The organism is Shewanella sp. 1CM18E, assembly GCF_023161665.1.
Classification (GTDB): domain Bacteria; phylum Pseudomonadota; class Gammaproteobacteria; order Enterobacterales; family Shewanellaceae; genus Shewanella.
Map to the genome: position 1 here is coordinate 681,722 of NZ_JALNTW010000001.1, position 23,109 is coordinate 704,830.

The 23,109-nt window shown below is 42.4% G+C and carries 26 protein-coding genes; 12 read left to right on the top strand and 14 right to left on the bottom strand.

Features of this window, described 5'->3' with window-relative positions:
* Positions 1 to 28: 28 nt before the first annotated feature.
* Positions 29 to 928, bottom strand: a complete 900-nt coding sequence (locus tag MSG37_RS02945; RefSeq protein WP_248469051.1) for a LysR substrate-binding domain-containing protein — start codon at positions 926 to 928, stop codon at positions 29 to 31.
* A 108-nt stretch (positions 929 to 1,036) separates the two neighbouring features.
* Between MSG37_RS02945 and MSG37_RS02950 the strand changes: the two genes are divergently transcribed.
* The 3 genes from MSG37_RS02950 (at position 1,037) to MSG37_RS02960 (ending at position 4,267) form a co-directional block, all read left to right on the top strand.
* Positions 1,037 to 1,531 (top strand): CidA/LrgA family protein, encoded by a 495-nt coding sequence (locus MSG37_RS02950; protein ID WP_248469052.1) that lies wholly within the window; start codon positions 1,037 to 1,039, stop codon positions 1,529 to 1,531.
* Positions 1,528 to 2,217: an LrgB family protein gene (locus tag MSG37_RS02955; RefSeq protein ID WP_248469053.1), complete on the top strand. Its 690-nt coding sequence runs from the start codon at positions 1,528 to 1,530 to the stop codon at positions 2,215 to 2,217. The genes MSG37_RS02950 and MSG37_RS02955 overlap by 4 nt, the downstream gene beginning before the upstream one ends.
* A 517-nt stretch (positions 2,218 to 2,734) precedes the next feature.
* Positions 2,735 to 4,267 carry an MFS transporter gene (locus MSG37_RS02960; protein ID WP_248469054.1) on the top strand — a complete coding sequence of 511 codons (1,533 nt, stop codon included), beginning with the start codon at positions 2,735 to 2,737 and terminating at the stop codon, positions 4,265 to 4,267.
* Between the two features lie 121 nt (positions 4,268 to 4,388).
* Here MSG37_RS02960 and MSG37_RS02965 read toward each other — a convergent pair whose 3' ends face one another.
* From MSG37_RS02965 to MSG37_RS02985, 5 genes are all read right to left on the bottom strand, one after another.
* On the bottom strand, positions 4,389 to 4,988 hold the full coding sequence (locus MSG37_RS02965) for an acetate uptake transporter (protein WP_220779327.1): 600 nt from the start codon (positions 4,986 to 4,988) through the stop codon (positions 4,389 to 4,391).
* Positions 4,989 to 5,480: 492 nt separating this feature from the next.
* A complete protein-coding gene (locus MSG37_RS02970) occupies positions 5,481 to 7,766 on the bottom strand; it encodes an OmcA/MtrC family decaheme c-type cytochrome (protein ID WP_248469055.1) in 2,286 nt (761 codons plus the stop codon).
* A gap of 192 nt (positions 7,767 to 7,958) precedes the next feature.
* On the bottom strand, positions 7,959 to 8,939 hold the full coding sequence (locus tag MSG37_RS02975) for a LysR family transcriptional regulator (RefSeq protein ID WP_248469056.1): 981 nt from the start codon (positions 8,937 to 8,939) through the stop codon (positions 7,959 to 7,961).
* Between the two features lie 376 nt (positions 8,940 to 9,315).
* Positions 9,316 to 10,020 (bottom strand): pseudouridine synthase, encoded by a 705-nt coding sequence (locus tag MSG37_RS02980; protein ID WP_248469057.1) that lies wholly within the window; start codon positions 10,018 to 10,020, stop codon positions 9,316 to 9,318.
* Between the two features lie 2 nt (positions 10,021 to 10,022).
* On the bottom strand, positions 10,023 to 10,658 hold the full coding sequence (locus tag MSG37_RS02985; protein WP_248469058.1) for a metalloregulator ArsR/SmtB family transcription factor: 636 nt from the start codon (positions 10,656 to 10,658) through the stop codon (positions 10,023 to 10,025).
* A gap of 176 nt (positions 10,659 to 10,834) precedes the next feature.
* On the opposite strand from MSG37_RS02985, the gene MSG37_RS02990 reads away from it, so the two are divergent.
* Both MSG37_RS02990 and MSG37_RS02995 read left to right on the top strand, forming a co-directional pair.
* Positions 10,835 to 11,443 (top strand): NAD(P)H-dependent oxidoreductase, encoded by a 609-nt coding sequence (locus MSG37_RS02990; protein WP_220779321.1) that lies wholly within the window; start codon positions 10,835 to 10,837, stop codon positions 11,441 to 11,443.
* A 60-nt stretch (positions 11,444 to 11,503) separates the two neighbouring features.
* Positions 11,504 to 11,923, top strand: a complete 420-nt coding sequence (locus tag MSG37_RS02995) for a VOC family protein (protein WP_248469059.1) — start codon at positions 11,504 to 11,506, stop codon at positions 11,921 to 11,923.
* 119 nt (positions 11,924 to 12,042) lie between these two features.
* Here MSG37_RS02995 and MSG37_RS03000 read toward each other — a convergent pair whose 3' ends face one another.
* Both MSG37_RS03000 and MSG37_RS03005 read right to left on the bottom strand, forming a co-directional pair.
* Positions 12,043 to 12,288 carry a hypothetical protein gene (locus MSG37_RS03000; RefSeq protein WP_248469060.1) on the bottom strand — a complete coding sequence of 82 codons (246 nt, stop codon included), beginning with the start codon at positions 12,286 to 12,288 and terminating at the stop codon, positions 12,043 to 12,045.
* Between the two features lie 48 nt (positions 12,289 to 12,336).
* Positions 12,337 to 12,564 carry a hypothetical protein gene (locus tag MSG37_RS03005; RefSeq protein WP_248469061.1) on the bottom strand — a complete coding sequence of 76 codons (228 nt, stop codon included), beginning with the start codon at positions 12,562 to 12,564 and terminating at the stop codon, positions 12,337 to 12,339.
* A 260-nt stretch (positions 12,565 to 12,824) separates the two neighbouring features.
* On the opposite strand from MSG37_RS03005, the gene MSG37_RS03010 reads away from it, so the two are divergent.
* Positions 12,825 to 13,724 (top strand): universal stress protein, encoded by a 900-nt coding sequence (locus MSG37_RS03010; RefSeq protein WP_248469062.1) that lies wholly within the window; start codon positions 12,825 to 12,827, stop codon positions 13,722 to 13,724.
* A gap of 7 nt (positions 13,725 to 13,731) precedes the next feature.
* Here MSG37_RS03010 and MSG37_RS03015 read toward each other — a convergent pair whose 3' ends face one another.
* Complete coding sequence (locus MSG37_RS03015) at positions 13,732 to 14,070, bottom strand: DUF1971 domain-containing protein (protein WP_248469063.1); 339 nt, start codon at positions 14,068 to 14,070, stop codon at positions 13,732 to 13,734.
* A gap of 135 nt (positions 14,071 to 14,205) precedes the next feature.
* On the opposite strand from MSG37_RS03015, the gene MSG37_RS03020 reads away from it, so the two are divergent.
* Positions 14,206 to 14,688, top strand: coding sequence for a YcxB family protein (locus tag MSG37_RS03020; RefSeq protein ID WP_248469064.1), 483 nt, complete (start codon positions 14,206 to 14,208; stop codon positions 14,686 to 14,688).
* A 7-nt stretch (positions 14,689 to 14,695) separates the two neighbouring features.
* Here the strand turns inward: MSG37_RS03020 and MSG37_RS03025 are convergent, their stop codons facing one another.
* Complete coding sequence (locus tag MSG37_RS03025) at positions 14,696 to 15,232, bottom strand: GNAT family N-acetyltransferase (RefSeq protein ID WP_248469065.1); 537 nt, start codon at positions 15,230 to 15,232, stop codon at positions 14,696 to 14,698.
* A 250-nt stretch (positions 15,233 to 15,482) separates the two neighbouring features.
* Here MSG37_RS03025 and MSG37_RS03030 point away from each other — a divergent pair, with 250 nt between their 5' ends.
* The 4 genes from MSG37_RS03030 to MSG37_RS03045 are packed head-to-tail and all read left to right on the top strand — an operon-like array spanning position 15,483 to position 18,780.
* The gene (locus MSG37_RS03030; protein WP_248469066.1) at positions 15,483 to 16,361 is read left to right on the top strand and encodes a MipA/OmpV family protein; all 879 of its coding nucleotides are present in this window, start codon (positions 15,483 to 15,485) and stop codon (positions 16,359 to 16,361) included.
* A gap of 5 nt (positions 16,362 to 16,366) precedes the next feature.
* Positions 16,367 to 16,783: a DUF3019 domain-containing protein gene (locus MSG37_RS03035; protein WP_248469067.1), complete on the top strand. Its 417-nt coding sequence runs from the start codon at positions 16,367 to 16,369 to the stop codon at positions 16,781 to 16,783.
* Positions 16,783 to 17,496, top strand: coding sequence for a response regulator (locus tag MSG37_RS03040; RefSeq protein WP_028765873.1), 714 nt, complete (start codon positions 16,783 to 16,785; stop codon positions 17,494 to 17,496). The genes MSG37_RS03035 and MSG37_RS03040 overlap by 1 nt, the downstream gene beginning before the upstream one ends.
* 18 nt (positions 17,497 to 17,514) lie before the next feature.
* The gene (locus MSG37_RS03045) at positions 17,515 to 18,780 is read left to right on the top strand and encodes an ATP-binding protein (RefSeq protein ID WP_248469068.1); all 1,266 of its coding nucleotides are present in this window, start codon (positions 17,515 to 17,517) and stop codon (positions 18,778 to 18,780) included.
* A 92-nt stretch (positions 18,781 to 18,872) separates the two neighbouring features.
* Here MSG37_RS03045 and MSG37_RS03050 read toward each other — a convergent pair whose 3' ends face one another.
* The gene (locus MSG37_RS03050) at positions 18,873 to 19,151 is read right to left on the bottom strand and encodes a DUF1289 domain-containing protein (RefSeq protein WP_248469069.1); all 279 of its coding nucleotides are present in this window, start codon (positions 19,149 to 19,151) and stop codon (positions 18,873 to 18,875) included.
* Positions 19,152 to 19,278: 127 nt separating this feature from the next.
* Here MSG37_RS03050 and MSG37_RS03055 point away from each other — a divergent pair, with 127 nt between their 5' ends.
* A complete protein-coding gene (locus tag MSG37_RS03055) occupies positions 19,279 to 19,851 on the top strand; it encodes a DUF4136 domain-containing protein (protein WP_248469070.1) in 573 nt (190 codons plus the stop codon).
* Positions 19,852 to 19,933: 82 nt separating this feature from the next.
* Here MSG37_RS03055 and MSG37_RS03060 read toward each other — a convergent pair whose 3' ends face one another.
* The 3 genes from MSG37_RS03060 to MSG37_RS03070 all read right to left on the bottom strand — a co-directional run bounded on the left by MSG37_RS03060 (position 19,934) and on the right by MSG37_RS03070 (position 23,109).
* Complete coding sequence (locus MSG37_RS03060) at positions 19,934 to 21,400, bottom strand: AAA family ATPase (RefSeq protein ID WP_248469071.1); 1,467 nt, start codon at positions 21,398 to 21,400, stop codon at positions 19,934 to 19,936.
* Between the two features lie 124 nt (positions 21,401 to 21,524).
* The gene (locus tag MSG37_RS03065; RefSeq protein WP_248469072.1) at positions 21,525 to 22,661 is read right to left on the bottom strand and encodes an HlyD family secretion protein; all 1,137 of its coding nucleotides are present in this window, start codon (positions 22,659 to 22,661) and stop codon (positions 21,525 to 21,527) included.
* 1 nt (position 22,662) lies between these two features.
* Complete coding sequence (locus MSG37_RS03070) at positions 22,663 to 23,109, bottom strand: DUF3302 domain-containing protein (protein WP_248469073.1); 447 nt, start codon at positions 23,107 to 23,109, stop codon at positions 22,663 to 22,665.

Genomic DNA, 23,109 nt, shown 5'->3' on the forward strand with positions numbered 1-23,109 from the left:
AGCTAGGCTTTTTTTATGGCCAGCGTAACTAATCAGCAGATGTTTGCTCAAGCTGCTGCTTAACCAGTTCTATCATCGCCTTAGCAGCAAAAGACAAGCTTTGTTGTTTGCGCCAAAACAGCGATAACTCCCAACGTAAATCTTCACTCGCAAGTGGCACGTTCACAACCGCATCGACCCGATAGCGTTCAGCTATAATTTGCGGTAACACCATAATGCCTGTGCCAGCGGCCACCAATGCGATGCCAAAATCAGCGTGACTCACCCGAGTGATCTCAGCTGGTACAAAGCCTGCTTTGTTACAGGCGTCTAAAATCAACTCATAGAGTGCATATTCAGGCTCAAACATCACCTGCGCTAATGCACGTAAATCCGTTAATTGCAGCTCCTTAAAACTTGCTAACTCGTGAGTTTTAGGTACCACAACCACCATAGGATCGTTACGGATCCTTAAGCCATCAAACTCGCCATCAAAGGCGATAATGCCGGTAGCTAACTCAATCTCATTTTTCTGTAGTGCAAGTGTTTGCTCAATACCGCCACGCACTAAAAGTTGCATATCAACTTTTGGGTACAGTTGCCTAAACTTAGCAATCACCGGAGCAAACAGTTCAGCGCTGCCAAGCGGCGCTAAACCAAGTTTCAAGCTGCCACCGCTTAAATTACGCAGTGCATCAAGTTCATGCAGCAGTGCCTGACGCCCAGTAAGTAATTGCTGAGCGTGCTGGTATACGACTTCCCCTGCCGCAGTGAGTTTTATCTGGGTGCCGCGTTTTCCTCGCTCAAGCAACACCATATCTAGTTCTTCTTCTAACATTCTTACCGCTTTAGACAGAGCAGGTTGAGTCAGGCATGCCACATGACTCGCCTTAGCAAAACCACCAGCATCGACCACTTGGATAAAGTGTTGCAGCGCTTTGAGATCCATTTAGATAACCAATATTTATAGATAGCATTCTTAATATTCATTTTTTCTATTTAATAAGCAAGCGTAAACTAACACGCATTCGCTACGTTTACTGCTCTGGAAACAACCATGGCTATTTTCGCCAAGATTAACCACAAAAATATCAAACACTGCGTACTTGTTGCCCTGCAAGTCGCCGGCTTTTGTGGCTTTGCTTGGTTGTGTCAAACCTTAGCTATTTACCTCCACTCCCCTATTCCTGGCAGTGTTATCGGCTTAACAATATTACTGTTATTACTGTCATTGAAATTAGTCCCAGAGCGCAGCGTAAGCTTTGCTTCAAGGTGGTTAATTGGTGAGTTACTGCTGTTTTTCATTCCACCTGTTGTAGCAGTCATTAAGTATCAAGCCTTACTAGAGCATTTTGGCGCAGTATTAATTAGCGCCATGCTAGCAGCGAGTACCTGCGTGCTTTTAGGTACCGCATTTGCTGTTGATAAATTATTTAAATTTGAGCACAAAAAGCGTTTACAACATCAAGCGATTCAAGCTGCAGAGCAAGCATTAACATCAGCACAAACCTCACAATTACAAACAAACCCGGCGGAGCGCCAAGCAGCATGAGTCACTCAGCAACAGGATTATTTTGTTTGGCGCTAACTTTACTAGGTTATTTTGCAAGTAAAGCTCTATATCGCCGCCAGCGAAGAATATGGCTCGCGCCAATCATAATAGCGCCAATTACGATCTTGGTTATTGTGGTCGCTTTACAAATTGATGTGAGTGACTACTTTAGCTATACCCACTATTTAGCGGCAATGTTGGCTCCTGCCACCATTGCATTTGCCGTGCCTATTTATCGTGAGCGCAAGTTGATTAGCCAATATCCAATCACACTTAGTCTAGGTGTTGTTTGTGGCTTATTACTTGGGCTCGGTTCATCTTGGCTACTCGTAAAGCTAACCAATCTGCCACCAGAGTTATCCCACAGCTTGATGGTGCGCTCGGTATCGACTCCATTTGCCATTGAAGCAACAGGCTCATTTGGTGGCATACCTGAGCTCACTGCAATGTTGGTGTTACTTACCGGCGTGATTGGAATGTTGATTTGTGAGCCATTATTTAAAGCCGCTAACATTCAAAGCTCGATTGCCAAAGGCGTTGCATTAGGGGCTTCTGCTCATGGCGCTGGCGCAGCTAAAGCAAATGAGATTGGTCACCAAGAGGGGGTTATTGCCAGCCTAACTATGATTTTTACAGGTATTGCTATGGTACTCACCGCCCCACTCTTTGCCGCGCTACTTAACTGACATCACCATCAGTTAAGTACACACATTTTTGCTGGTACTTGCGTTAATGATTTCACCGCTGCGAGTATTGGCAGCTATCTAGCTTAAGCTTTGCTCCCCCTTTACCTATCCCCGTTTCGCATTTCCTTTTGCCACGATTCCTAAGCATTAAACATTAGGTATAAACATTAGAAATTAGACGATTGAATTTACGTTTATTATGCAGCAGTTATAAACCACACATAAACAGGCCGGCATTTCGTTAGTCTATTCAAATCCTCTGCTGTTACTCAAAAATACAGCCAATCATTGCCGATCCCACACTCTTTTATGGCAATTAAACGAATTAAAAGCTGCTTAAAGCTCACTAAAGTGAAAATTAACACTTTTGCGTTTAACAACAAATTAGGTAAAGTGTCTGCTGCAATTACAAGCTTGCAGCGTTTTGGTAAAGAGTCACACGTTCGACATACTCAAAACCAACACAATAAAAACATACAAAATAACTATAAATAATTACAAAAATTGAAGGAAAGTTATGAGTGATTCGAAAGATACTTATGCAGATAACGACCTAAGGGAAGTTAAACAGCTTGGTATGTGGGCCTCTATTGCCAGCTTAAGTTATATATTTTGGATTGTCGGTGGCATGGAGCTCGTAGAGCGAATTGCTTACTACGGCGTTAAAGCCAGTGCAGGTCTATATGCAAAAGCACCTACCTCAGAAGGCGGTCTAGGTATTAGCCTCAGCGATTACGGTATTATTATCGCGATCTGGGCATTTATGCAGACCTTTATACCTGTCTTTACCGGCGGGATCTCAGACCGAGTCGGTTATAAAGAAACCATTTTCGCCTCGACCTTTATCAAGATTGCCGGCTATCTCGTGATGGCATTCTTCCCCAGTTTCTATGGTTTCTTGTTTGGTGCCATTTTACTTGCCGGTGGTACAGGTATTTTTAAACCCGGTATTCAAGGCACTTTAGTGCTATCAACCGGTAGACAAAATACCTCTATGGCTTGGGGAATTTTCTACCAAGTGGTCAACATTGGTGGTTTCTTAGGACCATTGGTTGCGGTGCATATGCGCCAGCTTTCTTGGGACAATGTATTCTATGCTTGTGCAGCTATTATCTCGCTCAACTTCCTATTCTTACTTGCCTATAAAGAGCCAGGAAAAGAGGAGCGCATGGAACGTAACCGTAAAATTAAAGCCGGTGAAATCCATCAAGAAGCGCTTTGGAAAGATGCATGGCATGAACTGAAAAAGCCTGTGGTTATCTACTACATGTTAGTGTTTGCAGGTTTCTGGTTCCTGTTCAACTCACTATTTGACGTACTACCAATCCATATCGCCGAATGGGTTGATACCAGCGTTATTGTGACTTCACTATTTGGTCCAGAAGGCACCTCAAACGGTATCTTCCAGTTCTGGCTCGGCCTTGATAACACCGGTACTAAGGTGATGCCAGAGGGCATGCTTAACCTTAACGCAGGTATGATTATGACTACCTGTTTCTTAGTGGCAGCGTTAACGGCTAAATACCGTATTACCACTGCTATGCTAGGTGGCTGTTTATTAAGTATTTTTGCATTCGTATTGATTGGCGCGACTAATGCCGCGTGGATGATTGTATTAGCGATTGCGATGTTCTCTTTCGGCGAGATGATGATCAGCCCAAAGAAGAATGAATTTATGGGTAACATTGCCCCTGAAGGTAAAAAGGCGATGTACCTCGGCTTTGTGATGCTACCGCAAGGGATCGGCTGGACACTAGAAGGTTACTTTGGCCCTAAACTCTATGAGATGTATGCATCTAAAGAGATCTTCTCATTAGAACTGCTTGCTGAGCGCGGCATGAGTGCAAGTGAAATTAGCGCCATTCCACAAGGTGAAGCCTTTACCACACTAGTCGCCTTTACTGGCGAACCGGCTCAAGAGCTAACGACTCTGTTATACAACAGCCACAATATTGGTATGGCTTGGTACATTATTGCTGCTATTGGTACTATCTCGGCAGTAGGAATTTACTTATACGGTAAGTGGTTGTTCAAGCTACAACAGCGTTAATAGCTATAGTAAGTGATAGCAACCGCTATACCGCAGATACAAAAAAGCTGACCAATTGGTCAGCTTTTTTTATCGCTTTTAACTATGCATTATCGGAGATAAGTGATAATTGGTGGTTAGCTTAAGCGGCTTGTTTCTCTGCAGCTGGCTCGTATGCAGCAACGGCAACTGGACCTACTGGTAAAATAACGCGGCCAAACTCAGCATTTAATACTTGAGCCATTGCAAAGTAAATTGCACTTAGACCACAGAAAATACCTTCGTAACCAGCGATAGTGCCGATTAACTCGCTACCAGTGAAATCACGAGCTGCAAGTAGGAAGAATAAAATCGTTAATGAAGCAAATACAACTTGCTTAGCACGTGGGTAACGTAGTGAACCTACAAATAGCGCAGCAGTGAACATGCCCCATAAAAGTAAGTACCAACCCATAAACGCCGCAGGACTAGCCGCGAAGCCCATTTTTGGCATTACTAGTAAACCCACTAGCGTTAACCAGAATAGACCGTAAGATGTAAATGCAGTAGTACCGAAAGTATCACCGCGCTTGAAGCACATGATACCAACGATAACTTGAGCTAGACCGCCGTAGAAAATACCCATCGCTAAAATCATTGAATCGATTGGGAAAAAGCCTGCGTTATGGATGTTTAATAGCACGGTAGTCATACCGAAGCCCATTAGACCAAGTGGAGCAGGATTAGCTAGTTGTGTAGACATTGAGTTCCCCTACAGGAAGTATTCACTAACAAATGCGCCTCACTAAAGGCACATTATTAAATTAAGTTAATTTGAGCGCGCGCATTCTAGTTGAAGCCACTACGCTGAGCAAATACCTCCTATTGCTTATGTATCCCACTGATGCGTTCGGCAGCAGGATTATAAGCACTAAAAATCAAAGACTTACAAAAACATTAGCAATCAAGCATTTAACAAAAAACACGTTCCAGATCAATGTCTCAAAATTAACAAAAGCGAGACACTGATCGCTAGAGTGGCTCATTAGCACATTAGTAATTAATGAATTTAATAATCCGAAAGTGTCGAAAAATTGCACCAGCTCACAAAGTTGGACATTAACTCGCAATAGCGACAAATAAATCGTTTGTGCAGGAAATAGCCAAAAAAAGGGAGCCCGTAGGCTCCCAAAAGGGTCAATGGCTAATGAGAGGCAGGGGATCTCATCGCCGGTATTGCATTTATTATTCTAATTTAGTGGCCACCTCCGTTATGAACTTTATCAATACCATAGGTCTTACCTTCCCCATGACAAGTAGCACAAGATTCAACGGGTAGATTCGCTGTAGATGACGGCTCACCATCGACTATCGCGCCATTGCTCTTAAAATGAGCCATTGCAGCAGCATCGGAGTGAGCGTGACAAGTTCTACATGCTTCAGCCGTAGGACTAATAAACTGTGTCGCCGCAGAATCAACAGCAATAGCACGTTTACCAGAGGCTAAACCACCATCTGCAGCAAATAAGCTCACATCATCTTTATGACAGGCACTACATTCAGTGGCGACAGCTGGATAACCTTGAGTTTGCATATCCGCATCAACATAGATGGCTGGTGCGCCGCGATTATCATCCCAAAGACCGGTATGAAAACGGTGTGCCACAGCAAACAAATCTCTGGTGTTGTAGGTCAGTCCTTCTATTGTCTTAAAGATCGGATTACCGTCAGCATCAAGCTCATCACTTTTGTACTCAACAACAGGATGATATGAGCCACCCCATGTTTCATTATGACAAGCGACACATTGATCAAAACGTTCATCACCATAGTGCTTAGCAATACCTAACGATGTATGACAAGCATTACATTTCGCTTCATCTGCCGTTACTCGCTCAGGGTCGCTAAAGCGCGAGATGGTGGCGTTGCTGCCATCAGCATTGGCAAGATTCCAATAAGCTGGCGCCATTTTCACCGCAACATAACCGATGTCATATTGCGCTTCACCATTGGCATCTAAACATTTAACCAATGCGCCTTTAGCGTCAGTGCAAACTGAGAAGCGTGGCGTAAGCGCAATACTCTTGCCCTCTAAGTTGTATTCACCGAGTTGGGTTACCACTAACTGACCAGCAGATGCCGCTGTGCCGCTAAGGCTCACTGCGCCGCTGCCATAATAAGTACCATCAGCAGTGATCCAACCGGTTTTAATTTCGTCATACTTAGTGAAACCAGTAAATTCAAAACCGTCTGCGACAGGTGCGCCATCAATACTGACATCTAATGTCAGTACTATTTCGTCCTCATTAGCAACAGCACTTTCAGTGTAGGAAACACTGCTTAATGCAATCTCAATCGACTCGGTTGCCATCGCCCTCACACCCACTTTATGAGCTTCCATTGGGCTTAAGCTACCTGCGCCATGACAACCGGAACATGCAGCGTCACTTTCAGGCACAATACCTAAGTGACCGTCACCAGTTTCAAGGTCGACATTGGTATGACATGAAACACACGCTTCTGCATATACGTTATCATTCCATTGCATGCCATTATCATGACATGTCGTACATTCATTTAGCTCAGATGGAAAACCCACTTCGCCAAACATCTCTTTCGCTTCACCTTGTAGATCTAAATGATGCCCGCCATGAATGGTATGGATCATTGCATTCCAATTTGGGTTATAGCCTTTTTCTGGATCATTTTGGTCAGCGGCATAGGCTGGATTATGGCAAGCAACACAGTTTTCAACTTTTTGATAATTGTGGTGAGCACCAATGTTGGCAATACGCAGATCAGTTGCTTGGTAGCCGTCCATTTGGCTATGACATTTAATACAAGCAGCGTTGGAAACTGAGTCTTTTTCAGAAATGGCTAGCTCGCCCGTAGCAGCGATAAAATCAACCGGAGTTGACAGCAGTTTATCGGATATTGCTGCGCCCGAGTCGTCGCTAATATCGTATGAGCGGATCACCACTCGGTAAAAGTTATTAGGGTTACCATCAGCTAAAACGATAGGCGCATTACCATCATGCTCCCATGTGCCGGTATAAGTCCCTGGATTTTCGGTATCTTCAACCAGCGTACAGGCATCAACTTCTTTACCCCAGCTCACTGTTTTACCTGTAGGAGAACAATACATACTGGAGCCGAACTCGTTAGCCAATGAATGGTTTTGCCACAACAGAGGCGCGCCTGTTTCACTGGTGTTCGCCGACTGATTCATTACATATAGCGCAACTTTTTCAAGCCCAGTAAATGGCGTGTCTTCGCCTTTAGCATTTTTACCTGTAACAGTGAATTTTACCGAAAAGTCATCACTGCCAATCACCACAATATCGCTAGGCAATAGAGTGAGATGATAGTCAGCAGCGGTGCTGACGGAATCAACTACAGCACCTGCTGGTAGACCAGGTGTCCCCGGATTTCCCGGTTCACCTGGCGCCCCATCTTGTCCGTCATCACCGTCACTACAACCTACTAGGCCAATGGCAGCAATGAGCGCCATGGCCAATAAAGATTTTTTGTGTGTTCTCATCATTTTGTCCCTTTATAGGTGTTATATTTCTGCTAGTGCAGTACAACAAATATAAAACAATGTGATGGAAGCGAAATGCGCTTGTACCGAACTTGTGATTACAATTTAAAGATTCAAAAAACGTAATTTCGATTGCTGAAACTGGCAATTTCAACATTTAAAATAGCTGACAAATATTAACCAGTTTGATGGCTACTTTGACTTTAAAAAATCACTCACCATCTGAATGATTAACGCTTTACGTGAAGCGGTATATCTGTGGTTAATGGTCTTATTTTCAATAAAGTAATACTTAGGTGACATCCTATCACCATGCAACAACTTCACCTGTTCTGCTGCTAACGCTTCGGTACGTAACCCGGATATTTTTTTACAGGCCTCGGCTTCTATTGCAGGTAAAAAAGCGACACTTCCCATGGTCATTAAGTGACAAAACCATGCTTCTCTACTGCTAACTTTATCGATTTTTTCAAGCGTGACGTTAGCACTACGACAATACATCTCAAATGGGTCGATTTTGTCGTTAAAGCCTTTGCTCTCAAGGTATAAAAATGGGTGTTTTGCGAGATCTTCTAATCTAAGATCTGGCAGGCTTTGCCAGATCTCATGCTGTGCACGCGCGGCAACGTAAATCGAATCTGGCGAGCCAATAAGCTCACAATTAAAGTCGCTAGTCAGTGACGTATCAAAGGTAATACCAAAATCTAACTCGTTATTACGTAAAAGCTCTGCAGATCCCCCGCCCCAACAGTGAAGCCTAATTTGCCCCAGTAACTCACAACTAGAGTGCTGGCTAATCTTGATAGCCAAACTACTCATAATGCTTTGGGTGACCGCAATATTTAATGTGGGTAATTCAAGAGGCTCGACTTCATTAAATGCTACTTGGCCAATGGCAGCAACGCTGCGACAAAAGTGGCAAATAGGTTCATACAATAAATCTGACAAAGGTGTCGGTTTGAGTCCTTGCTGACGCCGATAAAACAACTCGTCATTAAATGTCGCTCTGAGTATGGTTAAACTGCGACTCACCTTAGGCGCTGAGACTTGCAGTTCGTTCGCGGTAGTATTGGCATGACCATTTTCATAAAGTGTTTTGAAAACCAGTAGGCAGAACACATCAAGTTCAGCGAGTTTTTTTAACGACTGATTAAGCATAGTTTCGTCAGGCAAGTTGAATAATTAGTTAAAGGTATAACATATTGGCAGCTTTAATGGCGGGTTCAGCTTAGTTTGGATAAGGCTAATGCTTAGAAATTAGTGATAAGTCACAGTGATAGCAAATACGCCTAAAGCCGCATATTTGCGGCGAAAAATGTGCGATGGGTTGTCAGAAATCCTAACTAAATAGATCTTTCTAGCCGCTTACTATCACTGAATGAATAACTCATTGAAATATGAATTACGCTCCCGGCACTAACTCACAATTAAGTTTAAATTTAGATACTTATGCTAAACGCTTACGCTAGGTTTTTATGTAAGATGCTTACGCTAGATAAGCTACTGAAAATCTGAGCAGTGAAGTTGAATACCGAATACTGGATAAAGCTTAACCTTGTCGCACTTCATCTGCAGTTAGGTCGCGACTTGCTCCTACTGAAAGGTCCGCGTCTAACGTTATCGCGCCTACAGAGATTCGGTGCAGACCAATAACCGGATTACGAAAACGACCAAACATACGTTTTATTTGATGGTAACGTCCTTCCATAAGTGTCACCAATGCCGTGTGGTCATCCACAATCTCAAGCTTGGCTGGTAATGTGGTGATGTCTTCATACTCAAAGTACATACCATCAGCAAAAGCAGCGATATAGGATTCATCAATCGGGTTCTGCAGCTGGACTCGATATAATTTGCCGACCTTATGCTCTGGCGACATCAATTTTTTAGACCAGCGGCCATCATTAGTCAGCAGTAATAAACCTGAGGTATTCAGATCAAGCCGTCCAACAATATGCAGGCTGTGCTTATCATCTCTATCTAGCAAATCGATAACCGTTTTATGTTTATCATCGACTGTAGCACTGACGACACCAACGGGCTTATGCAGCATGACGTAACTAGGCTGACAAGCTTGCAGGATCTGCCCATCTAAGGTGACATGAGAGAACTCATCAATAATTAAATCGATGTCACGGGCAATTTCTCCGTCCACCAGCACTTGGCCCTTCGCTAAAATTACTCTGACGTTTTTTTTACTGACACCGGTTTTAACGCTAATAAATCTATCTAAGCGTGCACGTTTCGATTCCATACTTATTGACTATTACCTTGACGATGAGGCACGACTTTATATGCGCAACGGCGTGCACCTTCAATAATATGCTCTTCGCGACTGACTATCGCATCATCTTGTAGCAAGGTCTGAAACAGCTGTAACTCAGAACGACAAAAGTTTAGACATTTGGTTGCTGCAGCGCATATAGGGCAATGATTTTCTAGCAAGAAATATACGCCTTGCTGCTGCTCAACGGTCGCCATATAGCCTTCGTCAGTACGTAATTTTGCTAGCATATCCAGCTTGGCTTCTAAACCATCGACATTCGCCAGAGCTTGGCTATACAAGGTATAGGTTGCCTGCTCACGATGGCTAATCAGCTGCTCTAATCCGCCGTCACCAAATACAACTTTTACCGAATCGATTAATTGCACCGTCAGATCTTCATGGCGATCTGAGAAATGACTATTACTTTGCGGGGTCAGCGCCCAGAAGCGTGTTGGTCTTCCACGAGTCGCCTTTCTATCTTCAAACACCACATCTTGGCTTTCTTCCAGGCTTTGTAGGTGTTGACGTACCCCCATGGTTGTTAGACCTAACTCACAGGCAATCACTTTAGCGGTTAGCTCTCCTTGGGTTTTTAACATCTGTAAAATCTTGTCACTTGTCTTCATCGACACCTCTTTATTACCTCAACACTGCAGTATGACTGCTAGCTCAAAGCAGTATGACTAATGCCATTATTACTTAATCGACAATTAAGTAAACTTTTTTATTTACTATATCTTTACTTTCTTATGTAAAGAGATTACTTTACTTATAACTTAAATAAAGTAAAAGGTTTACTAAAATGGAATTAGTTATCGTAAGTGCAAGCCAAAGAAGCCCATCTCAAAGTGCAAAAGTTGGCCGCTACCTCAAGGAACAAAACTCAGCTTTTACTAAGATTAATCACATCGAATTGAGTCAATACCAACTGCCATTCTGGGATGGCGACCCTAGCTCAAAATCAGCAGATGGCAGCCAGTGGCCTTTAATTGCTCAACAAATAAAAAGGGCCGATGCACTGGTGTTAATTACCCCAGAGTGGGCTGGCACGGCATCCCCATTAATGAAGAACTTTTTATTGATGTCCAACAGTCAAGACACAGCCCATAAACCCGCGTTACTTGTTGGCGTTGCTAGCGGCATTAACGGCGCTTATCCGATTGCAGAGCTTAGAATGAACGCCTTTAAAAATAATAAATTAGTCCCAACACCTGATCATTTAATTATTCGAGATGCTGAGAATGTGCTTAATGGCTCACAACCACAATCAGATCGCGATTTACATTTACGTCAGCGCATAGACTACAGTTTGCATATGCTTGCCCAGTACAGCACTGCATTAAAATCAGTGCGAATTAACCATCAACAACAGGTTTATCCCAATCAGCAAGAATACAGTTACGGCATGTAGCCTTAATCAGTAACAATAAGGTGAAATACCAACAACATTAACGACAACAAGGAGAGTAATATGATTCATTTAGAGCATTTGAACTTAGTCGTGAGAGACATCCCAACAGCTCTACACTTTTACCAAGCGATATTTCCCCACTGGCAAATACGCGGTGGCGGCGAGTCAACCTGGCATGGTGTTGAACGTAACTGGGTGCACTTTGGCGATGACTATCAATATTTAACTTTTAACGATGATGGTGATGCAGATAACCGCGATTTAAGCGGGCACCAGGTGGGACTGGCTCACTTTGCTTATGCCACTGATGATCTTGATGGCGTTGTTAGTCGGCTCCAAGCTGCGGGTTATGAGATTGCAAAACCCGGTATGGACGACCCTTACAGACGCAATGTGTATTTTGTCGACCCTGACGGTTATGAAGTAGAGTTTGTTGAATACTTAACAGATATTCCAGCCCTGCGTAATCGCTATGACTAAAGCTTTACCGTTAACAGCTTAAGCTTCGGTACCAATGCTGAGGTTGCAACGCATAAGTAATAATGAATGAGCTTGATCAACTCATTTAATAACTTAAAAGCGCAATCATCTTAGCCAAATTAAGCTAACCAAATGGCAACTATGAACAAGATAATATAAAAGGCCATGCCCATTAAAAGGGGCTTATCGGTCGTCGATTTTCCTTTAACTCTAGAATGGGATAAAAATGTACTTGGAGCCAACGGATAGTTCACTTTTCCCCAAGTACAGAGATAAAGCACGATTGCACCTGTCGCATAAAATACATAACACAGTACATAATCCCAGACGATGGTAAACAGTAATTCAGCGGCAAACATAAACATATTGCTTTCCTTAGCAAGTGGTTTGAGGTGAAAAATAAACCTGAGCGACTAACCCGCCATTTTATATAAAAACAGTATAAAACCAGCAAAACCTAGTACACCGACCACAACCATAATCGTGAGTGTTTTTGAGCGGGCCATAGATTGCAGTAATGCCACTTCAGTTTGCATAGCAAACAAATCAGTTAACGTGCTAGAACCACTATTCATAGTCGTAATTTTAGCTTTTGGCTTAACATCCATTTTAGAGGTAACTTGCTTATCTTCGGTGTTCATATCGTCTCCATCCATTGAACGACTAGCTTACCCATCTTAAAAGTTAAACTAAAGTTAAAGGTTGTTAACGTTTAATGGCGTTATATATTGTGAATTTTTGTGAATTTAGCCAAAGCGGAAAAATGCCAAAACTATGAAATCAATAGCTTAACAAGTCGTAGATTGAAAAACGCTTACAAGCTTTATTTTAAGTGTAATTTGATATTAGCAAGTGCAGGTATTTACTGGGCTGTAGACTACAGTTGATGCAATGTAGAGCAATGAAACGGACGACTTTAATGATTGCTTACCACAATACTTTAACGCTAATCGACAATCATTCTGCCACGCAGGTGGCACTGAATAAAGCACTGCAACTTGCGCAAAAGACCAAAGCTAAAGTCACCGCGTTAAAAATAGACCGCCCCAACAATAACCTTTTAAGTCGGCTCGGGCTCATCCCGCAAAATGCCCTTGATCCTATGTTGTTTGTCAAAAAGCTCATTCGCCAATATCAGCATTTAGGCGTCGAAATTGAAGTCAAAACGATCAACAACGTAAAAGATCATACTGCGCTAATTAATGAAAGCGCTCACAGCCACTACGACCTAATTATCATTAACAACCAGCAACACTCTTTACTTAACGAGATCATCCCTAGTTGTGGCACTCGCCTGCTACGAGATTGTGTCCAGCCAATAATGATTGTCGGTAATAAAAGCTGGCAGTCCCACGGGCACATTCTTACTGCACTAGAAACAAGCCAATCGAACCTTGAGCATCATCAGCTAAATCAATGCCTACTTGATGACACTCAGCAACTCGCTAAGTTATTGGATAATGACATTCATCTCGTCAACTGCTATCAATTAGAAAACTGGAGTATGGCGGTTACACCTGATAGTCACCACCGCTCAGATGAGGCGCAAAAACAACAACATTGGCAACGATTATTAGATAATGCAAAAAACTATCAACTTGAACGAGACCACCTCCATTTAGAGCAAGGCTTACCGGACCATGTTATTCCTAATGTAGCCCATAAATGTAATGCCAACTTGTTGGTCATTGGCGCTGGTGAACATCATGGGCTGATCAGCGAATTAAAAGGCCATACATCAGCAGTGATTATTGACCAATTAAAATGCGATATTTTAGCGATAAAACCTCAACTTCATTAATCGCTTACTATTCGTCTCGTTCAGATAGATTTTGGGCGACTATCTCTGAGTCTTTATGGGCCCAAAAATCGACTCTAAAGCGAGTATTTTGAGTTAAAAACTCCACCTTATGCCAGTACTGAGGCGGTGATACAGCGACTTCACCCGCCTTAATAATCAGCTCTTGCTCAATCTCACCGCGTCTGTCAGTAAAGCCATAAAATTTCAACTCTCCATTCAATACATGGATTTGGCCAAAAACACCTGCTTTGGTATTGTGCAAATGCAAAAACATCTTAGGTACGCTATTAATTTCAAATACTGAGGTTGATTTATAATTAACATAATCAAGTGGGATGCTAGCCATAGGTTTACCTTTTCATTTGTAAAATCTAATTAATGCAATTTAAGTTCAAGTTAAGCGACTATCAGCAAACTAACCACTATAATCTGCCACAATATGCAAAGCAGTGTAGTAAAACTGCAGTAATGACGAGCAACAATGAACCAAGAATATAGTTACACTACCCAATATACCTTAGATAAAAGCCACTTTAGCGAGTGCTATGACGAATCGGCTGTTATTGATAACTCGATTAAAGCTTATCGGAAAGCGATTATCTTTGCCGTTGTGGGTACAGGCTTAATGCTGACCAACATTAACGGCTATGCATCGTGGTTTTTAATCGCGCTAAGTGCGTTAGAAGCATTAAGTGTAAAATTTAGAAAACCTTGGTGGTTGATGCGCCAAATGATGAGTAAAGCGGCCAACAATGAGGTGACCTTAACCCTTAATGAATCAGGGATCAGCAACGATTCATTTTACATACAAGGCACGATTTTATGGGCCGATGTAATTGAGTTTACTGAAACTGAGCAAGGCTTTTTGTTAAAACAAGCTAAAGGCGTAAGCTACCTTTCTAAGCGCAGCCTTGATGAAACCGCCATACAGTTTGTTAAAGATAAAGCGGCTAAAAAAGCCTAACCTAAGATTAATCTTTAACATTAGCCATTAGAAATGCGTCAATATATTCGCCGTCGCGAAACGCATATTCACGCATTTCTCCTTCAATAATGAAACCATGCTTTTTATACAAGCTAATGGCTAAATGGTTATCGGTATATACCTCAAGTTCTATACGTCTCACCGCCAGCCAATTTTGAGCATGTGACACCATCGCACTTAGCAACGCAGATGCAATACCGATGGCCCGAAACTCTTCATGCACCGCCATTCCTATGTTAGCAACATGCTTACGTCTTGGATTGGCAAACACCTCCATACCAATTTGCCCAACAACTTCACCACCTCTTATAGCGACTAAGCTATAAACGTTTTCAGGTAGTTCTACTAATCGCTTTTGCCATAGTTGCAAAGACGGAAAAGGCTGCTGCAGCGTTTCTCGGTAGCAACTTGGCTGACTATAGAGCCGCCAAATACCTTCAATATCGCTATCATTGCTGTGACGGATCTCTATATCTAGCAATTTAGTTTCACCAGTAACTGTATGAATAGTATCTAGTTCCATAGCCCTTTCCTTGAAGTAAACTTTGCACACACCTTGTTAAGCTTAATTAAAATAACTTCTATATCAATAAGTAACAACTAAGCATTAGAAAGAAACCATAGTGCAAACTGATTTAACAATCTCTACCTTGGTTGTATTTCAAGCTGTATCAGTTTGCAACAAAGCGCTTATCTCACATGCCGCTTTATTCCAATAAGTGATACTCTATGAGTCCATTTGTTAATTTTGTAATCATGAGTCAATGTTTTAGATGCCTTATTTATTAGCATTATTAATGGCTGCTAGCCTATTTTCCACAGCATCTTTTGCTAGCACCCCTTCAAGCTGTGATAACAATACCGACTGTATTGAAGTTGGTCGTTGGGACATTGGTATTGCCATAGGTTACGGCAATAAAACTAACCCACTTAAAGATTATGAAGATATCCCTTTGTATGCGGTCCCTACTCTTGCTTATTATGGAGACAGTTGGTTTTTTGATAATGGAAACATTGGTTACACCTTAGCAGAGGGTGAAAACTACACCGTAAACCTAATCACCACTTTTAGTAATGACAGCGCCTTTTTTCATCGCTGGGATCCTTCAAATATTTTCTTACTTAATGCTGATAATAACCATGCAGCGATTGCTCCACTAGCAAGTACGATGACGACACGGAGCACCCCGGACCCAAAATCTATTGGTGAATTAGAAAACCGAAACTTTACATATCTTGGCGGAGTAGAGACTTTTATTTACACCCGTTTTGGTATAGTGCATGCAACCATTGCCCATGATATTTTAGATGTACATGGTGGAATGGAGTCTAGACTAAAGTGGCTTTACAATATTCCTTTAGATAGATGGAATTTTGAGTTTGCTGCAGTGTTAGACTGGAAGAGTGAAGAGGTAGTTGATTACTATTATGGCGTAAGAGCTAGCGAAAGCCTCTACTGGAACCAAGCATATCAAGCGGAGTCAGCGTTGAATAAGAGTATTGAGTTTACCGGGCAGTACGTATTAACTGAAAACTGGAATCTACTCTTTGTCGCGCGCTATACCGATATCGCAGATGAAATTGCCAATAGTCCCTTACTAGATAAAGATTACACTAGCACCTATTTTGTCAGTGCAGCATATAGGTTCTAACTAGCGTGCTTTCAAAACGTAAACTACTTTACCTATGTTTTTTGGCTGGCTCATTGTTGAGCCCAAGTGCGTTTGCGCAAAATACGACTGAGGAATCCCCCCCTTTACTTAAACTCTCACCAGAGATCTGTATTACTTCTGCAGACAAAAAGTCCTGTGATATCGAAGTCACCCTTGAATGGGGTGAATTAACAAACAAAACGATTTGCATCATATCTGACTACAAAGATTTAAAAAAATGGTGCAGTACGTCACCTGATATTCACGCTTTAACCGTCAATATTAGTGCTGATCGTGATATTCAGTTTGTGATGATAGACAAAGATACACACGAGACTATTGCGGGTGTAAAATTAAAAGTAACACCAGCTTCTCCGCCTCAAGTAAGGCGGCGATACCGAAACCCATGGAGTTTATTCTAATGACCAACTCGCAATCTACGCATAGAGTATTATTAGTCGAAGATGATATTCGTTTGGCCAATTTGATCGTCGACTTTTTAAAGTCCCATGGCATGCATGTTGAAGTTGAACGCCGAGGCGACACAGTATTGACTCGCCTAATAAACTATAAGCCTGACATTATTTTACTCGATATCATGTTGCCAGGCATGGACGGGTTAACCTTGTGTGAAAAGTTACCAGACTATTTTGCCGGTCCAATCTTATTGATGAGTGCTCTAGGCTCAAATGAAGATCAAATCAAAGGCCTTGAACTAGGTGCCGACGATTATGTTGTTAAGCCTGTCGACCCAGCCCTGCTAGTTGCGCGTATTAACAACCTATTGCGTCGCCAAGCTAAACCTGATCAAGTTGAATCACACTGCCTCAGTTTTGGTAAGTTAAGCATTGATCCACATACCCAAGCAATCCGTTTAGGTGACACCGAAGTTGACTTAACCAGTCACGAATTCGAGCTATTATGGCTACTGGCTTCTCAAGCAGGTCAGGTCATGAGTCGCCAATACATCTACCAGTATCTATTAAATATTGATTTTGATGGCAAAGACCGAAAAATCGATGTGCGTATTTCCCGCTTAAGAAAGAAACTAGGTGACAATATCGAAACACCATTTCGAATTAAAACGGTTTGGGGTCAAGGTTACCTGTTTGCACCAGAAGCATGGAATAACTAACGCTACCGCGATATTAAGATGAAACGTCTTTTTATTAGCCTTTATTTTTTGCTCAGCCTAGGTGTATTGGGCATAGGTTGGGCACTCGATAATTTGTGGCAAAGCAATGTTGACGATAAAGGTGTACACGATGCACCTTTAATTGCTTTAGCGCAGGTGCTATCTGCACTGCCCGCAGAACAGCGCCAAGCCATGCTGACAACCATAGAGCCTAACCCTAAGTTTCCTCTAACCTTACTCGACGCCGAGCAAGTTGCAGTTTCTAGCGAGCAACTGATGCGCGCCGATAAAATTATTGCCACGCCTTATGATCTCAACCATGAATTACACTTTATTGCAGTAAGTGAGCAAGTGTTAATGGCTGGGCCTATAGAGCTAGACCCTCGAGCTAGTCTGCGTAATCTGTACAATATCTTTTTCTATCTACTACTTGGTTTTATCGTACTGATCTGGGTATGGCCGCTATCAAAAGATCTTAAAATTTTGGGCAGAGCCACTAAAGAATTTGGCCAAGCTAAATGGAACACCCGCATTAAGTTAGCTAAAAGCTCACAAGTACTGCCGTTAGCCGATACGTTTAACGATATGGCTGCACATATTAGCGCGCTAATTGAAAACCAAAAGCACCTTTCTAACGCCGTATCTCACGAGATTAGAACGCCGCTAGCTCGACTAAAGTTCGCCCTAGCCCTATTGCCTCAGTACTGCCAACCTGATTCAGATCTCGCTCAGCGTCAACAATTCCTAGACGATATGAAGCTTGATATCAAAGAGATGGAGAATCTGTTACAAGAGTTACTAACCTATGCGAGTTTAGAAACTCAGCGTGAATCTCTTAGTTTTGAGCGCTGCGATTTAAATAGTTTAGTCAGCCAAACCATTAGACGGTTACAGACCTATAATCCGACTCCGATTACTCTTGATGCACCAGAAAGTGTCGTATACCTAATGGCTGAACCATCACTGGTAGAGCGGGCATTACAAAACTTAATCACCAATGCGCAGCGCTTCTCTACTGACGATATCAAAGTCAAAATTAGCCAGACTCAAGATGCGATTACAGTTGCTGTTACCGACCACGGTGAAGGAATTTTAGCTGAAGATCAAAGTAAGATTTTTGAACCTTTTTACCGCAGTGCTAGCAGTAAAAATGGCAATAAAGGTCACGGTCTAGGTTTAGCGATTATCAAACGAATTATGGAACGGCATCATGGCCAAGTGACGCTTGAAAGCCAACCAGGTTACACCTGTTTTAGCCTTATTTGGCCAAACAGTAGCCAATAGCGCCCAATGAGGACCTGTTCAACAATCACCTCAAAAATCATTTGATAAGTAGGCTAATACAGCAGGCAGTTTATACTGAGTTTACTAAGCCGTCAGTCATTATTAGATCCAGCTTCAAAATCTAAGTTTGCGTTAATTTTTGCTCTTTCATCGAGGATCTGCGCTTTTTTGGCTTTAAGAAAAGCGAGCTGACGCCTCCGTTTACGCTGCTTACATAAACGAATCACATTATTTTTTTGCGCATCGCTAAATTCGAGCCAATTAAAGCGCTCATCGCGATTACGTAAACATCCCTTACAGTAGCCTCTTGCATCACTTTGACACACACCAATACAAGGACTAAGGATCTCAAAAAACTCTAACTGCTCCATAGGTTAAACATATACCATCTTGACAATAAAAGGCTAAAATAAATACAGTTATTTATCAGCATGATTACTCAAATTTTAGCTATTTTTATGGCATGCAGGAATGTCGTCTACAGCAGAGGTCCTATATATGAATAAGTTACAACTGAATAAGTTACAACGTAAGCTATTGCTCATACTAATATCTCTGCCGCTAGTATTGCTCAGCGCTTGTAGTTCAACACCTAAGAATGATTACGATCTTAGCTACGATTTTGCCAGCTTAAAAAGCTTTTCTCAGGTAACACCACCTGCCAATAATGATCCCCTAAGTGCAAGTAGAATTCAGCTCGCCATTGAAACAGCTCTAGCCAGCCAAGGCTTTATAAAGCAAGACACAAATCCGGACTTTAATGTTACTTACGGTTTTAAAGTGGAAGATAAACCCAAAGACTCAGGCTTTTCAATTGGCTTAGGTACAGGCTCGTGGGGCAGCTCAGGTGGTGCAAGTATCGGCACAAGTGTCGATGTACCAGTTGGCAGCGACACAGCTAAAATCCAAACGATTCAAATTGATATTATAGATCCAGAAACGAATAAACTCGTCTGGCGCGGCTCTGACAAGTTCACCTTTGATGATGGTGGCCAAGCAAAAGCAGAGGAAACAAATGCTACTGTGGCAAAGATCCTGGCTCAGTTTCCACCACAAAAAACAGCCGACTAATCATTAAATAACTAATTAGCTGCTAGTAAAACTGCTAGCAGCTAAAATTTACAAGCTTAAAATCTCCGTCTAAAGCGACAAATCAATGCGCACTGACGGTTCGCTCCTCCGCCCAATGTCGTAATGATTGCAACTGCTCACGCATAACAACAGAAAGTGGTTGGGTTTTCATAATCTCTTGATGTAAAACCGTTTGATTAACCTCAAGTTGTGATGCTTTCGCCGTATAAACCGCTGAGATCACCGCTTGCTCGATTTCAGCTCCAGAGAACCCGTGACTGACCGTAGCCAACTGCTCAAGATCAAATAAGTTAAGTGCAAGTTGACGACGCTTTAAATGGATCTCAAAAATAGTCTGCCTTACTTCAGCGTCTGGTAAATCAACAAAGAAGATTTCATCCATGCGTCCTTTACGCATTAACTCTGGCGGAAGAGCGCTAATATCATTGGCCGTTGCAACCAGAAAAACATCTGATTTACGCTCAGCCATCCAAGTTAAAATCGTACCTAAAATGCGTTTTGAAGTGCCATCATCACTACTGCCACTACTCAAGCCCTTCTCTATTTCATCTATCCACAATACACATGGCGCCATTAAATCCGCTAACTCTAATGCCTTAGCCAAATTTTTCTCAGTTTCACCTATGTACTTATTATAAAGCGCAGCCATATCCATCTTAAGTAAAGGTCGATGCCACATACCGGCTACTGCTTTAGCAGCTAAACTTTTACCGCTCCCTTGTACCCCAAGCAGTAATACGCCTTTCGGCTTGTCTACAATTCCTTGGGGCGCGGATATGGGCGAGCGATAAGCTAACCACTGCTTGAGGTTTTGCAGTCCCGCCACTTGAGAAAAATCACTGGTGTCATATTCAAATTGCAATACGCCCTGCATATCAAGCAACTCAAACTTAGCCCGATTAATTGTATCTACATCTGAATGAGTTATGGCACCATCATCGACTATGGCTTTATGTGCTAAACGCCGCGCATCATCAAATGTTACCCCGCGAAGGTTCTCAGCAAGCTTTGCCACTGCAGTGTCATCAACATTAAGCAGAACGCCTTCACTGCGCACTTTATCGACTTGTTCATAGATTAAATTCAGCAATTGGGTGCTATTGGGCAGTGACAATCTAAAGTGGGCACAATAATGTTTAATTTCAGGCGGAATGCTGAACTCATGACTCACCAATACAAGGGTGTGTTGTAATGATTCATATTCCAGCGCGATCTCTTTAAGTAAACGCACATTTTTAGGTGCATCTTCAACAAAAGGATGAAAGTCACAAAGCACATATATGCCCCGCTCTCGTGTCGACTTTATTTGCCCAAGAATATCGCTCGGCTCAGCATTGAACTTTTGTCGTCCAAGCCCACTATCGACTCGCATTAGCCCCTCTGTGACACTCCAACTAAATAGAGGTTGAAACAGAATATTAGATACCTTTTTTAGTAACTCTATCACTCGGTATTCTTCATAAGTTTCGATTACAACAATGGGGGTATTTGAGCGCAGTACCGCAGTGAGATCTTGGATATCTTGCATATTTAGTCCTTAAACTGCTTGAACAAGTTACTAATGAAGCAAAAGGGGGCTTACGCCCCCTTTATATCAAAGTTATAAGCTTTATATCTGATTTAGCTTATAACGCCTTATTTATTCAAATAAATTAATGGAATAAGTAATTGAGCCAGCCCTGCATTCTTAGTAAAACTTTACGCATTATCGATACATGAGCAAAGTGCTCAGTGTAAATCGCGGCGTGACCAGAAACACCTGCAGGGAAGCGGGTTCTTACCTCATGATCTTCAAGCTTGATTAATACTAATGCGCGGCCGCGCACCATTAAACGATTTGAAGATACCAAGGCCCCCGAGGATTGAATTTCACCTTCAGCCATTGCTGGTAGCACCTTAGCCACCTTACCTTTAAACACCTGCCCTGGCGCGCCATCTAGGATGACTTCAGCTTCATCGCCCTCTTGTAAACGCAACAAGGAGTTTTGCCAAAATGCACCAACAAACACCCTTTCTTCATCAGGAATAAAGCTTAGTAATGGTCTAAGTGGCATAGGCACTGCAACTATTCCTGGGCGTAGCGCCATTTGTGTCACCATTCCATCAGCTGGCGCCCTAACCACGGTTTGCTTTAAGTCAAATTCCGCTTTTTCAAGTTCACCTTGAATACCTGCAACTTTAGTATTGACCCCATCGACATTAGACTCAAAGGCTAATCTCACTCGCAACTCTTCAGCACTTGCCGCGGTCAATTGCGCTTCAGATGCAAGATAGAGTTGACGTTTATTATCTAATTCAAGCTCAGTAAAGGGCGAGTTGGCACCGCCACGTTTACGGCCCTTTTCATAGCGCTCAAACGCTGACTTGGTTCTATCTCTATCAGCCGTTGCTCGAGCAACCGCAGCCCTTGCGGTTTCCCACGCAGCTTCAAGTTGTGGCACTTCAAGTTCTGCCGCCACTAGTGCGGCACGCTTTTGTTTAACAATGGCTTGAAATGGTGTTGGGTCAATTCTAAATAATACGTCGCCTTTTTTAATCGGCGTATTTGGTTCAACCTCTACTGTTGTCACTACACCTCTTACCGCGGGGTTAATTGGAGTCGTTACAAAATATTCTTTCGCAAAAGGCGTATAAGGGTGGTTGTAATTCATCAGCAAAATCAATGCGCCAACAATAAAAATCCCGCCTAAAATGGCTGTTGGTACTGTCCATTTAGTCAATGGAATTTTAAAGATCTTAAAGATGGCGATACACACTGCGGTATAGGTTAGAACTAATAGTAAATCCATATTACACCTCTACCTTATTTGCTTGGTTGTTATCGGAAGGCTCGCCAGTCGGCCCTTTTGAGGTATTATCTGAGTTATTTGACCTATGGGCGTTATCATCAGGCCCCTTGCTATTCATCGCTTCCATTGCAGCTAATTTTTGCTCTAACTTCCTCACAGACTCAGTTAAGCCTTTAACCTCGCTTTCGAGTAATTGCTCTTTTTCTACAACCTCTTGGAAACCCCAGCCTCTGTCTTCGCGGTAAAGCGTTGCCCAAATCCATAAAAATGGCCAAATCGCATGTAGTGTAAATAAGCTTACCCAGCCAGCTATATGCAAAGCATCTTGCTGGGGGTGATTGCGCTTTTTAGCGATTTCATAAGGTATATCATGAATCGCAATTACTCCGTAGAAGATAAAGATAGCCACGAAAAAGATAATGCCTAATGCAAAATAATCTAGAAACAC